The 12157-nt window shown below is 72.4% G+C and carries 13 protein-coding genes; 10 read left to right on the top strand and 3 right to left on the bottom strand.

What is annotated here, in order from left to right; genetic code table 11:
* Positions 1-114 precede the first annotated feature (114 nt).
* From ABZO31_RS22675 to ABZO31_RS22640, 8 genes are all read left to right on the top strand, one after another.
* Positions 115-786, top strand: a complete 672-nt coding sequence (locus ABZO31_RS22675) for an RNA polymerase sigma factor (RefSeq protein ID WP_406863095.1) — start codon at positions 115-117, stop codon at positions 784-786.
* A 55-nt stretch (positions 787-841) separates the two neighbouring features.
* Positions 842-1105, top strand: coding sequence for a zf-HC2 domain-containing protein (locus ABZO31_RS22670; RefSeq protein WP_406863094.1), 264 nt, complete (start codon positions 842-844; stop codon positions 1103-1105).
* Positions 1102-1599, top strand: coding sequence for a hypothetical protein (locus ABZO31_RS22665; RefSeq protein ID WP_406863093.1), 498 nt, complete (start codon positions 1102-1104; stop codon positions 1597-1599). The genes ABZO31_RS22670 and ABZO31_RS22665 overlap by 4 nt, the downstream gene beginning before the upstream one ends.
* 80 nt (positions 1600-1679) lie before the next feature.
* Positions 1680-2348, top strand: a complete 669-nt coding sequence (locus ABZO31_RS22660; protein ID WP_406863092.1) for a spermidine synthase — start codon at positions 1680-1682, stop codon at positions 2346-2348.
* 111 nt (positions 2349-2459) lie between these two features.
* Complete coding sequence (locus ABZO31_RS22655) at positions 2460-3197, top strand: response regulator transcription factor (protein ID WP_406863091.1); 738 nt, start codon at positions 2460-2462, stop codon at positions 3195-3197.
* Complete coding sequence (locus tag ABZO31_RS22650) at positions 3194-4282, top strand: HAMP domain-containing sensor histidine kinase (protein ID WP_406863090.1); 1089 nt, start codon at positions 3194-3196, stop codon at positions 4280-4282. Before ABZO31_RS22655 ends, ABZO31_RS22650 begins: the two co-directional genes overlap by 4 nt.
* 345 nt (positions 4283-4627) lie before the next feature.
* A complete protein-coding gene (locus tag ABZO31_RS22645; protein ID WP_406863089.1) occupies positions 4628-8407 on the top strand; it encodes a multifunctional oxoglutarate decarboxylase/oxoglutarate dehydrogenase thiamine pyrophosphate-binding subunit/dihydrolipoyllysine-residue succinyltransferase subunit in 3780 nt (1259 codons plus the stop codon).
* A 78-nt stretch (positions 8408-8485) separates the two neighbouring features.
* Positions 8486-8668, top strand: a complete 183-nt coding sequence (locus ABZO31_RS22640) for a DUF6104 family protein (protein WP_019075209.1) — start codon at positions 8486-8488, stop codon at positions 8666-8668.
* A gap of 18 nt (positions 8669-8686) precedes the next feature.
* On the opposite strand, the gene ABZO31_RS22635 is transcribed toward ABZO31_RS22640, so the two are convergent.
* Positions 8687-9481, bottom strand: a complete 795-nt coding sequence (locus tag ABZO31_RS22635; protein WP_406863088.1) for a hypothetical protein — start codon at positions 9479-9481, stop codon at positions 8687-8689.
* Between the two features lie 156 nt (positions 9482-9637).
* Between ABZO31_RS22635 and ABZO31_RS22630 the strand changes: the two genes are divergently transcribed.
* Together ABZO31_RS22630 and ABZO31_RS22625 are read left to right on the top strand one after the other, a co-directional pair.
* Entirely contained in the window at positions 9638-10477 is an 840-nt protein-coding gene (locus ABZO31_RS22630) for a DUF4097 family beta strand repeat-containing protein (RefSeq protein WP_406863087.1), read from the top strand.
* Between the two features lies 1 nt (position 10478).
* Positions 10479-11375 carry a PadR family transcriptional regulator gene (locus tag ABZO31_RS22625; protein ID WP_406863086.1) on the top strand — a complete coding sequence of 299 codons (897 nt, stop codon included), beginning with the start codon at positions 10479-10481 and terminating at the stop codon, positions 11373-11375.
* On the opposite strand, the gene ABZO31_RS22620 is transcribed toward ABZO31_RS22625, so the two are convergent.
* Together ABZO31_RS22620 and ABZO31_RS22615 are read right to left on the bottom strand one after the other, a co-directional pair.
* A complete protein-coding gene (locus ABZO31_RS22620; protein WP_406863085.1) occupies positions 11367-11918 on the bottom strand; it encodes a Clp protease N-terminal domain-containing protein in 552 nt (183 codons plus the stop codon). The two genes, ABZO31_RS22625 and ABZO31_RS22620, sit on opposite strands and share 9 nt — an antisense overlap.
* Entirely contained in the window at positions 11918-12127 is a 210-nt protein-coding gene (locus ABZO31_RS22615; RefSeq protein ID WP_406863083.1) for a helix-turn-helix domain-containing protein, read from the bottom strand. Before ABZO31_RS22615 ends, ABZO31_RS22620 begins: the two co-directional genes overlap by 1 nt.
* Between the last annotated feature and the right edge of the window lie 30 nt (positions 12128-12157).

The following is a 12157-nucleotide window of genomic DNA, read 5'->3' as shown; positions in this document are numbered from 1 at the left end:
CGGGGGCGTGCGACCGGCGCGCGATTGTGGCGAATGCGCCCTGGGTGCGACGGCCGGTCCCGGCCCGGCTCCCTGGAACGCAACCTTCCGGCGGACCCCGTGCGTTCCCTTCCCGTGACGACCGGTTATCCCGGGTACGCGCGGTGCGCGGGTCCGCCACCCGACGAGACGGCGGGGTCCCGCTGCGACACCCATCTGGTGCATGCCGTCGCCGGCGGCGACAAGGACGCGCTGTCGCGGCTCTTCGCCCGGCACGCCGGGCCTCTCTTCGCGTACCTGCTGAACCGGGGCTTCCCCGCGCAGGCCGTGGACGACGCCGTGCAGGAGACCTTCCTGACCGTGTGGAAGAGCGCCTCGGGCTTCCACGCCGGCAGCGTGCCGGCCTGGCTGCGCTCGATCGCCCGCAGCCGCGCGATCGACCTCGAACGGGCGGCGGGCCGCCAGCGGACCCTCGCCGACCGGGCCCGCGAGCACACGCCCGCCTCCGCCGGGATCGCGCCGTCCGCGGAGGAGTGCCTGCTCGGCTCCGCCCCGCGGTACGCGGCGATCGCGGTCGCGCTGGCGGGGCTGCCCGCGGCGCAGCGCGAGGTGATCGAGCTGCGGTACCTGCGGCAGTGCAGCGTCCGCGAGACCGCGGAGCGGCTCCGGGTGCCCGAGGGCACGGTGAAGGCGCGTGCCGCCCGGGGCTGCGCGCGGCTGCGCGAATGGATCGTGGCGCAGCGCGCGTCGGACGACGCGGGAGGTGACGACGATGCCCGCGACCGGGTCCCCCACGCCCGTCCCTAGGCCCGTCCCGAAAGCCGCGTCCGCTCCCCCCGCACCCGAAAGAAGCGAAGCCGCCGTGCCCGACACCTCCCCCCTGCTCCGCGCCGATCCGCGGCACATGCCCGGCCACTGGATCGCCGCGTACGCCCGCGGGGAGCTCTCCCCCGAGCTGCTGGCGCACGCGGAGGCGCACCTCGGCGTCTGCCGGGCCTGCGCCGACGCCGTCGACCTGGCCGTCCGCGGCGGCCCGCACGGTCCGCGGCTCGCGGCGCTGCACGACACCCTGTTCGAACGGATCGGCTGCGCGCGGGAGGAGGGACCGGGCATGCTCGGCGCATGAGACGAGGACGCAAGCACCTGGGCGTGGGCATCGCGACCGTCGCGGCGACGGCCGCCCTGACGGCATGCGGGCAGCAGCCGCCCCTGCCGCCGGACGGGGCCGGCCCCGCCACGACGTCCGCCGCGCCCCGGGCCGAACCGCGCGCCGACGAGGTCCTGGTCGAGGTCAACGTGAGCGGCGGGCTCGCCGGCGTCGCGAACCAGCTCCTGGTGTACGGCGACGGCCGCTACACCCTGCGCCGGGGCCTGAAGGCGCCGCGCACCAGCGAGGGCCGCATGAAGGCCGCCGAACTCACCGAGCTGCGCACCGCGCTGGAGTCGCCGCAGTACGCGGCGGTGCCCGTACGGGTGGACCCCGGCACGGTGGCCGACGGGTTCCAGTACGTCGTCTCGTACGACCACCGGGTCGTCGTCGCCGGTGACGGCGACCGGCCGCAGGCCCTGGACCGGGTGTTCGCCGCGCTGCCCGACGGCGGTCCGCCGACGGGTAGGTGAAAATTCCGGTTCGGCCCCGCCGCCCGGTCCGGCAGGATGGCCGGACAGGCCCGTACCCGAGACACCGTCAGGGAGGGATCATGTCCGGCCCCGTCACTCTCGACCGGCGCGAGGGACCGTACGGAGAAGTCGTACTGCGGCGGCGCGAGGAGCACTTCGAGATCATCGCCAACGGCACGTTCCTGATGGACACGTCCGACGGCCGCTCGGAGCGGCTCCTGGTCGACGCGGCGCGCGACGCGCTCCCCGCCGACCGCCCCGCCCCCGCCGTGCTCATCGGCGGCCTCGGCGTCGGCTTCTCCCTCGCGCACGCCGCCGCCGACCCCCGCTGGGGCCGGATCACGGTCGTCGAGCGCGAGGCGGCGATCATCGACTGGCACCGCACCGGCCCGCTCGCCCCGCTCAGCGCCGCCTCGCTGGCCGACCCGCGCAGTACCGTGCTGCACGCCGATCTGGTCGCCCACCTGCACACAAGCGCCGAGTGGTACGACGCGCTCTGCCTCGACATCGACAACGGACCGGACTGGACCGTCACCGAGGACAACCGAAGTCTTTACTCTCCGGCCGGTCTTGCCGCCTGCAAGGATCGGCTGAACCCCGGCGGCGTGCTCGCGGTGTGGTCCGCGCAGCCGTCCGCCACTTTTGAAGACTCGTTGCGGAATGCCGGATTCAGCGGGGTAAGAACCGAAGAGATCCGCGTTGCCCGAGGCGTTCCCGATGTGGTGCACCTCGGCGTACGACCTGCGTAGCCGGGACGTGCCGACTGCCTTTACGCTGCTGACCGACACGTAAGGATCACTGCCGCAAACGAACCGGCGGCACGAACCACAGCACACGCGGCAACGCGACAGGGGCGGGCGATGGAGCAGACACACACCACTCACAACGGTGCGGCGGCCACCCCCGGTGCGCAGCGTCGGGTACTCGTCGTCGAGGACGACGCCACGATCCTGGACGCGGTCTCGGCGCGACTGCGCGCCGAGGGCTTCCTGGTGCAGACCGCGGGAGACGGGCCGGCCGCGGTGGACGCGGCCGAGGCCTGGCAGCCGGACCTGATGGTCCTGGACGTGATGCTGCCGGGCTTCGACGGCCTGGAGGTCTGCCGCCGCGTGCAGTCCCAGCGTCCGGTCCCGGTCCTGATGCTCACGGCACGGGACGACGAGACCGACATGCTGGTCGGCCTCGGGGTCGGCGCGGACGACTACATGACGAAGCCCTTCTCCATGCGGGAGCTGGCCGCCCGGGTGCACGTGCTGCTGCGCCGCGTGGAGCGGGCCGCGCTCGCGGCGGTGACCCCGCGCAGCGGGATCCTGCGGCTCGGCGAGCTGGAGATCGACCACGCGCAGCGCCGGGTCCGGGTGAAGGCGGAGGACGTCCACCTGACGCCGACCGAGTTCGACCTGCTGGTCTGCCTGGCGAACACGCCCCGCGCGGTGCTCTCCCGCGAGCAGCTGCTCGCCGAGGTGTGGGACTGGGCGGACGCCTCGGGCACCCGGACGGTCGACAGCCACATCAAGGCGCTGCGCCGGAAGATCGGCGCGGAGCGCATCCGTACCGTGCACGGCGTCGGCTACGCCCTGGAGACCCCGGCGTCATGACCCAGCCGGGTCGTCCCGGCGCCCGCCGCGGCCGCCGGATCGTGATCTCGATCAAGACGAAGCTGGGGGCCCTGGTCGTCGGGGCGGTCCTGCTGACCTCCGGTCTGGCCCTGGTGGCCATCCGGACGTCCACCGAGTTCCGGTACATCACGATCTTCGCGATGATCGCCACCCTGCTGATCACACAGTTCGTGGCGCACGGCCTGACCGCCCCGCTGGACGAGATGACGACGGTGGCGGGCGCGATCTCGCGCGGCGACCTCGGCAGACGGGTGCAGGGCGCGGACCGGCGCGACGAGCTGGGCGGCCTGGCCCGGACGATCAACCGCATGGCGGACGACCTGGAGGCCGAGGACCAGCACCGCAAGGAGCTGGTGGCCAATGTCTCGCACGAGCTGCGCACGCCCATCGCGGCGCTGCGGGCGGTCCTGGAGAACGTGGTCGACGGGGTCTCGGAGGCCGATCCGGAGACCATGCGCACCGCCCTGAAGCAGACCGAACGGCTCGGCCGGCTGGTGGAGACGCTGCTCGACCTGTCACGGCTCGACAACGGTGTCGTCACGCTCAGGGCACGCCGTTTCGAGGTCTGGCCCTACCTCTCGGGGGTGCTGCGGGAGGCCAATCTGGCGGCCTCGCAGCGCGGCCTCGACTCCACGTCCGGGCTGCACAACCGCACCGACGTCCATCTCCACCTGGATGTCTCGCCGCCGGAGCTCACCGCGCACGCGGACGCCGAGCGGCTGCACCAGGTGATGGCGAACCTGATCGACAACGCGGTGAAGCACTCCCCGGCGCACGGCCGGGTCACGGTACGGGCCCGGCGCGGCCCGCTGCCGGACTCGCTGGAGCTGGAGGTCGAGGACGAGGGCCCCGGCATCCCGGAGTCGGAGCGGCACAAGGTCTTCGAGCGCTTCAACCGGGGCGCCGTCCCCGGTCAGGGCGGCAAGGGCAGCGACGGCGGCACGGGGCTGGGCCTGGCGATCGCCCGCTGGGCGGTGGATCTGCACGGCGGCCGCATCGGGGTGGCCGAATCGTCACGCGGCTGCCGTATCCGGGTCACCCTCCCGGGAAGCCTTCCGGCGTGATGTTGACCTGCGGGTTGACGTAGGGTCGAACCGGAAGCACGCGTTCTGCGTGAATGCGTGTGGCGGCTCCTGTTGGATGTACGAGCAGGAGCTGCACTGCACGTGGCCGTGTGATGGCCAGAGTGTGAGTAGGGCTGCGGGCCGGATGCGGGCGCGGCCGCGGTTCTCCGTACCCTCACAGAGGCGGAACCCCGGTTGTTTCCCGCCATTCACAGCGCCGAAACACCTCGTCAAGTGTGACTTGCGCGACGTTGGAGCGCCTGGCCTGCACCTCCCGGCCGGGGAGGCGTAGCCTTTATTTCCGCTGTCCATCACCTTGTGAAGCGGAAGAGGGCGGTTACCGCCGTGTCGTCTCAGTCCCCCAGTACCCCGAGTACCTCCACCGACCAAGACGGGCAGGGAAAGAACCCTGCGACCGCCTTCGGCGCCAATGAGTGGCTCGTCGACGAGATCTACCAGCAGTACCTCCAGGACCCGAATTCGGTCGACCGTGCCTGGTGGGACTTCTTCGCCGACTACAAGCCCGGTGCCACGGAGACGCCGGCGGCGGCGCAGGTGAGCCCCGCACAGGCCGCACCTGCCGCTCCGGCCGCCCCCGCCGCCCCGGCCACTCCGGCTCCCGCCGCCCCGGCTCCCGCGCCGGCGAAGCCCGCCGCTGCCGCCCCGGCCCCGGCGAAGCCCGCTGCCGCCGCCCCGGCCCCGGCGAAGCCCGCCGCCGCGCCCGCCAAGGCCGCCCCGGCGACCCCGGCCGCCGCCGACGGCCCGGAGCTGATCACGCTCCGCGGTCCCGCCGCCGCCGTCGCGAAGAACATGAACGCCTCGCTGGAGATGCCGACGGCCACGTCCGTCCGCGCCGTCCCGGTGAAGCTGCTCTTCGACAACCGGATCGTCATCAACAACCACCTGAAGCGTGCCCGGGGCGGGAAGATCTCCTTCACCCACCTCATCGGCTACGCGATGGTGCAGGCGATCAAGGCCATGCCGTCGATGAACTACTCCTTCGCGGAGAAGGACGGCAAGCCGACGCTGGTCAAGCCGGAGCACGTGAACTTCGGTCTGGCCATCGACCTGGTGAAGCCGAACGGCGACCGCCAGCTCGTCGTCGCCGGCATCAAGAAGGCCGAGACGCTGAACTTCTTCGAGTTCTGGCAGGCCTACGAGGACATCGTCAAGCGCGCCCGCGTCGGCAAGCTGACGATGGAGGACTTCACCGGCGTCACGGTCTCCCTGACCAACCCCGGCGGCCTCGGCACCGTCCACTCCGTGCCGCGCCTGATGCCCGGACAGTCGGTCATCATGGGCGTCGGCTCGATGGACTACCCGGCCGAGTTCCAGGGCACCAGCCAGGACACCCTCAACAAGCTCGGCATCTCGAAGGTCATGACGCTCACGTCGACCTACGACCACCGGGTCATCCAGGGCGCCGCCTCCGGCGAGTTCCTGCGCATCGTCTCGAACCTGCTCCTCGGCGAGGACGGCTTCTACGACGAGGTCTTCAAGGCCCTGCGCATCCCCTACGAGCCGGTCCGCTGGCTCAAGGACATCGACACCTCGCACGACGACGACGTCACGAAGGCCGCCCGGGTCTTCGAGCTGATCCACTCCTACCGGGTCCGCGGCCACGTCATGGCCGACACCGACCCGCTGGAGTACCGCCAGCGCAAGCACCCCGACCTGGACATCACCGAACACGGCCTCACCCTGTGGGACCTGGAGCGAGAGTTCGCGGTCGGCGGCTTCGCCGGCAAGTCGATGATGAAGCTGCGCGACATCCTCGGCGTGCTGCGCGACTCGTACTGCCGCACCACCGGCGTCGAGTTCATGCACATCCAGGACCCGAAGCAGCGCAAGTGGATCCAGGACCGCGTCGAGCGCGCGCACTCCAAGCCGGAGCGCGAGGAGCAGCTGCGGATCCTGCGCCGGCTCAACGCCGCCGAGGCGTTCGAGACCTTCCTGCAGACCAAGTACGTCGGTCAGAAGCGGTTCTCCCTGGAGGGCGGCGAGTCCGTCATCCCGCTGCTCGACGCGGTGCTCGACTCCGCCGCCGAGGCCCGCCTCGACGAGGTCGTCATCGGCATGGCCCACCGCGGCCGCCTGAACGTCCTGGCGAACATCGTCGGCAAGTCGTACGCCCAGATCTTCCGCGAGTTCGAGGGCAACCTCGACCCGAAGTCGATGCACGGCTCCGGCGACGTGAAGTACCACCTGGGCGCCGAGGGCACCTTCACCGGCCTGGACGGCGAGCAGATCAAGGTCTCGCTGGTCGCCAACCCCTCGCACCTGGAGGCGGTCGACCCGGTCCTGGAGGGTGTCGTCCGCGCCAAGCAGGACGTCATCAACAAGGGCGGCACGGACTTCACCGTCCTGCCGGTCGCCCTGCACGGCGACGCGGCCTTCGCGGGCCAGGGCGTCGTGGCCGAGACGCTGAACATGTCGCAGCTGCGCGGCTACCGCACCGGCGGCACGGTCCACATCGTCATCAACAACCAGGTCGGCTTCACCGCCGCCCCGGAGTCCTCGCGTTCGTCGATGTACGCGACCGACGTGGCCCGCATGATCGAGGCGCCGATCTTCCACGTGAACGGCGACGACCCGGAGGCCGTGGTCCGCGTCGCGCGGCTCGCCTTCGAGTTCCGCCAGGCGTTCAACAAGGACGTCGTGATCGACCTCATCTGCTACCGCCGCCGCGGTCACAACGAGGGCGACAACCCGCAGTTCACCAACCCGCAGATGTACAACCTGATCGACAAGAAGCGTTCGGTGCGCAAGCTGTACACCGAGTCGCTGATCGGTCGTGGCGACATCACGCTGGAAGAGGCGGAGCAGGCGCTCCAGGACTTCCAGGGCCAGCTGGAGAAGGTCTTCGCGGAGGTCCGCGAGGCCACCTCGGCGCCGGCCCCGGTGCATGTCCCGGACACGCAGGCCGAGTTCCCGGTGACCGTGAGCACCGCGGTCTCCCAGGAGGTCGTGAAGCGGATCGCCGAGTCCCAGGTCAACATCCCCGAGCGGATCACCGTCCACCCGCGTCTGATGCCGCAGATGCAGCGTCGCGCGGCCTCGATCGACGACGGCACGATCGACTGGGGCATGGGCGAGACCCTGGCCATCGGTTCGCTGCTGATGGAGGGCACCACGGTCCGGCTCGCCGGCCAGGACTCCCGCCGCGGCACGTTCGGCCAGCGCCACGCGGTCCTGGTCGACCAGGAGACCGGCGAGGACTACACCCCGCTGCTCTACCTGACCGAGGAGCAGGCCCGGTACAACGTCTACGACTCGCTGCTCAGCGAGTACGCGGCGATGGGCTTCGAGTACGGCTACTCGCTGGCCCGCCCGGACGCGCTGGTCATGTGGGAGGCCCAGTTCGGTGACTTCGTCAACGGCGCGCAGACCGTCGTCGACGAGTTCATCTCCTCGGCCGAGCAGAAGTGGGGCCAGACCTCCGGCGTCACGCTGCTGCTGCCGCACGGCTACGAGGGCCAGGGCCCGGACCACTCGTCCGCCCGCCCGGAGCGCTTCCTCCAGATGTGCGCGCAGGACAACATGACGGTCGCCATGCCGACCCTGCCGTCGAACTACTTCCACCTGCTGCGCTGGCAGGTCCACAACCCGCACCACAAGCCGCTGATCGTCTTCACCCCGAAGTCGATGCTGCGTCTGAAGGCCGCGGCGTCGAAGATGGAGGAGTTCACCACCGGCGGCTTCCGCCCGGTGATCGGCGACGATTCGGTGAACCCGGCGGACGTCCGCAAGGTCGTCTTCTGCGCGGGCAAGGTCTACTACGACCTGGAGGCCGAGCGGCAGAAGCGCGGCGTCACGGACACCGCGATCATCCGTGTGGAGCGCCTGTACCCGCTGCCGGGCAAGGAGCTGCAGGCCGAGATCGCCAAGTACCCGAACGCGGCGAAGTACATCTGGGCGCAGGAGGAGCCGGCGAACCAGGGTGCCTGGCCGTTCATCGCGCTCAACCTGATCGACCACCTGGACCTGGCGGTCGGCGCGGACCTGCCCCCGGCGGAGCGGCTGCGGCGCATCTCGCGCCCGCACTCCTCCTCGCCGGCGGTCGGCTCGGCCAAGCGTCACCAGGCGGAGCAGCAGCAGCTGTGCAACGAGGTCTTCGAGGCGTAGTCCCGAAGGCTCTCGGCCAGGCCGGAGGCCCGGCGCCCCTGTCGAGGGGGTGCCGGGCCTCCGGCCTATCCTGGTCGCATGTACTTCACGGACCGTGGCATCGAGGAGCTGGAGAAGCGGCGTGGCGAGGAGGAGGTCACCTTCGAGTGGCTCGCCGAGCAGCTGCGGACGTTCGTCGATCTGAACCCCGACTTCGAGGTGCCGGTGGAGCGGCTGGCGACGTGGCTGGCGCGGCTGGACGACGAGGACGACGACGAGTAGGCGTCAGCCGTCCGGCCGTCAGCCGTCGCCGTTCCTGAGCCGGTCGTAGGCCAGGCCCACGAGCCCCTCGGCGACGAGCAGAAGGCCCGCCGCGGTCCAGCCGCCGCTGCGGCGGGCGATCCCCCAGGCGGTGAGCGGGAGTCCGGCGGCGATCAGTCCGGCCGCGAGGGCGCGGGCCCCCGGCCCGTGGAACAGGTACGGGCCGAGGGGGCCGCTCTCGACGACGTCGAGCTCGGTGGCGACGGCGTCCTTCCAGCCGGACCAGGCGAGTTCCTCCGCCCCGAGGGCCTCGGCGGCGGCGTGGAGGGCTTCGGCGGAGTCGCCGGGGTGGAGCCCGGGCGGCAGGTCGAGCCCGGTGCGGGCGAGGACCGCGGTGAGGCCGACGAGCCGGGCGCGGGCGTCGGCATCGGGGTCGGGTTCGGTGAGCGGTTCCAGGGCCTGGACGTCCAGGACGGGGTCGAGGGCCAGCCGGTCGGCGAAGGTGCGCATCGCCTCGTGCTCGCCGGCCGGGGTGCCGTCGGCGAGCCAGGTGTACCCCACGGGGCGGCGGAAGCCGGAGGCGAGCGTGAGGCCGGCGCGGTCGGCGTCCCACCAGAGGCCCAGGACGGGCCAGGTGGCGCCGACGGCGAGCGCGGTGGCCCACCCGGTCACGACCCGGTCGACGGGCTCCCCGTCGTCGAGCCAGGGCTTCCCCTCGGGCACGAGGACGCTCCAGTCCGTCCCGGCCGGGGCGAGCAGCAGCTGCTCGCGGAGGAGCTGGGCGGGCCCGCGGACGGCGGGCGGTGCGGCACGGCAGAGCAGGAGGGCGTTCACGCACCACACGCTAGGTCAATTTGTCGGGGTTTGCAGGGGTATCGGTGGCGACCGCGCGCCACGGGGCCTTGACGTCACCGGTACGCGATATATCGTGCTTCCGAGAGACGCGATATGTTGCGTCATGCGTGATGCCACGACACGGGAGGTCAGCCGATGACAGAGTGGTCCGTCGCCGAGCCCGGAGAACTCACGCTGGACGAGCCCGTACGGCATCTGCAGATCCGCCTCGTCAACGGCACGGTCAACGTGGTAGGGACGGACGAGGCGGCCACGCGGGTGGAGTTCGCGGAGGTCGAGGGCCCGCCACTGGTCGTGACGCAGGAGGGCTCGACGCTGACGATCAGCTACGAGGACCTGCACTGGAAGGGCCTGCTGAAGTGGCTGGACCCGAAGGGCCGGCGGCGCCGGGCCGTGGTCTCGGTCGCGGTGCCGGCGGGTGCGGACGTCGAGGTCGGGACGATCGCCGCGGAGGCGGTGATCTCCGGGATCCGTGGCCGGACGGACGTGCGCGGCGTCTCCGGCGACACCACGCTCGTGGGCCTGTCGGGCCCGGTGCGGGCGGAGAGCGTCTCGGGCGGCCTCGAGGCCCAGTCGGTGACGGGCGCGCTGCGGGCGAACTCGGTGTCGGGCGACGTGACGCTGGTCGAGGGCGCGGGCGCGTCGGTGAAGGCGGACACGGTGAGCGGGGCGCTGGTCATCGACCTGGACCCGCAGCGCCTGGACGGGCCGCCCGCGGACATCCGGCTCACCAGCGTCTCCGGCGAGGTGGCGATCCGGCTCGCGGACCCGGCGGACGCGACGGTGCAGGCGAGCACGACGGGCGGTTCGGTCGCCAACGCCTTCGACGATCTGCGCGTCGCGGGCCAGTGGGGCACGAAGAGCATCACCGGCACGCTGGGCGCGGGCCGCGGCTCGCTCAAGGCCACGACGGTGTCGGGGTCGATCGCCCTGCTGCGCCGCCCGGACGAGACCCCCCACGAGAAGGTGGTGTGACATGCCCCCCGTCTTCGCCCACGGCCGGCTCCGCCTCTACCTGCTGAAGCTCCTCGACGAGGCGCCGCGGCACGGGTACGAGGTGATCCGGCTCCTGGAGGAACGCTTCCAGGGCCTGTACGCCCCCTCGGCGGGCACGGTCTACCCGCGCCTGGCCAAGCTGGAGGCGGAGGGCCTGGTCACCCACGCCACCGAGGGCGGCCGGAAGGTGTATTCGATCACCGAGGCGGGCCGCGGGGAGCTGGCCGACCGGGTCGGCGAACTCGCGGACCTGGAGCAGGAGATCCGCGACTCGGTCTCGGAGCTCGCCGCCGAGATCCGCGCCGACGTGCGCGGCGCGGCGGGCCGGCTGCGCAGCGAGATGCGCGCGGCGGCGGGCGCGCAGACCCGGCAGACCCGGGAGCAGGCCCGGTCGGCGCGCCGCCAGGCCAAGGAGTTCCAGCGCATCGCCCAGCAGGTGCAGGACCAGGTCCAGTCCCACTTCACCGCCGGCGACTGGCCGACGGGCGTCCGCGAGGGCCTGACCGAGCTCACCACCCACCTGTCCGGCCTCCTGAACGCCCCGGGCACCCCGTGGGCACCCCCCACGCCGCCCCCGGCGGACGTACCCGGGCGACGCGACGCCACCCCGGCCCCCGCCGACGCGGCCGCGACGGCTCAGGGCGCCCGGGAGGTCCCGGAGGCCCCCGCCACGGAGGCCGCCCCTGCCTGGGAGCCCGACATGGTCGAGAGCGGGGATCCGCTGCGGGATCTTGACCGCCTGCTCGACCGGTTCCGGGACGACGTGCGGGACGCCGCGCGGGACCACGGGGTCGACGCCGAACAGTTCGCCGAGGCACGGACGCAACTGGGTGCCGCGGCCGGGCAGTTGCTGGGGCTGCTGCGGCGGTCAGGCTGAGCGCTGGGCGACCGCGTCCTCCACGGACGCGTACGTCACTCCGTGGTCGGCCAGGGCCTCCGCCACGACTCCCCCGCCCGTGGTGAGCGCGAGGAGCAGGTGCTCGTCGCCGATCTCCCGGTCCTTCCGGGCCAGGGCCACCCGGAGGGACCGCTCCAGGACGGACTTGGCGTCCTTGGAGAAGGACGGCCGGCCCGACCACCGGCCGGCGCCCTTGCGGTCGCCGGCCAGCGCGCCCGCGCCGTGGGTCTCCTCGACCCGCGCCACGATCGCCCCGACGTCGATGCCGAGGTCCGCCAGGGCCTCCGCGTCCGCGCGGGACAGCCCCGCCCGCCGCCGGGCGTCGGCGAGGTCGGCCGCCAGGGAGGCCCGCCGGTCCGGCGGGCACAGCTCGCCCAGGGCGGCCGCCGCCCGGGTGCCCTCCCGGTCCAGCAGGGACAGCAGCAGGTGCTCCTCGGTGACGACCTCCGCGCCGTCCTCCTCGGCCCGCTCGACCGCCCCCTTCACCACGGCCCGCGCGGCCTTCGTGAACCGTTCGAACATCACTGCCTCCCGTGCTTCTTGTGGACGGCCTGCCGGCTGACCCCCAGTTCGGCCGCGATCTCCTGCCACGACCAGCCCTGGGCACGCGCACTGCGCACCTGGACGGCCTCCAGCTGTTCCAGCAGTCGCCGCAGCGCGGAGACGGCCCGCAGCCCGACCCGGGGGTCGCGGTCGCCCGCCCGCGCGGCGAGCTCGGTCGCATCGCTCATGGTGTCAACTTACGTTGACACCATCCCGGC

This window comes from Streptomyces solicamelliae, from assembly GCF_045348655.1.
GTDB classification, from domain to species: Bacteria; Actinomycetota; Actinomycetes; order Streptomycetales; family Streptomycetaceae; genus Streptomyces; species Streptomyces solicamelliae.
Note: the sequence above shows the minus strand (reverse complement) of the source record. Positions and strands in the feature narration are given on the sequence as shown.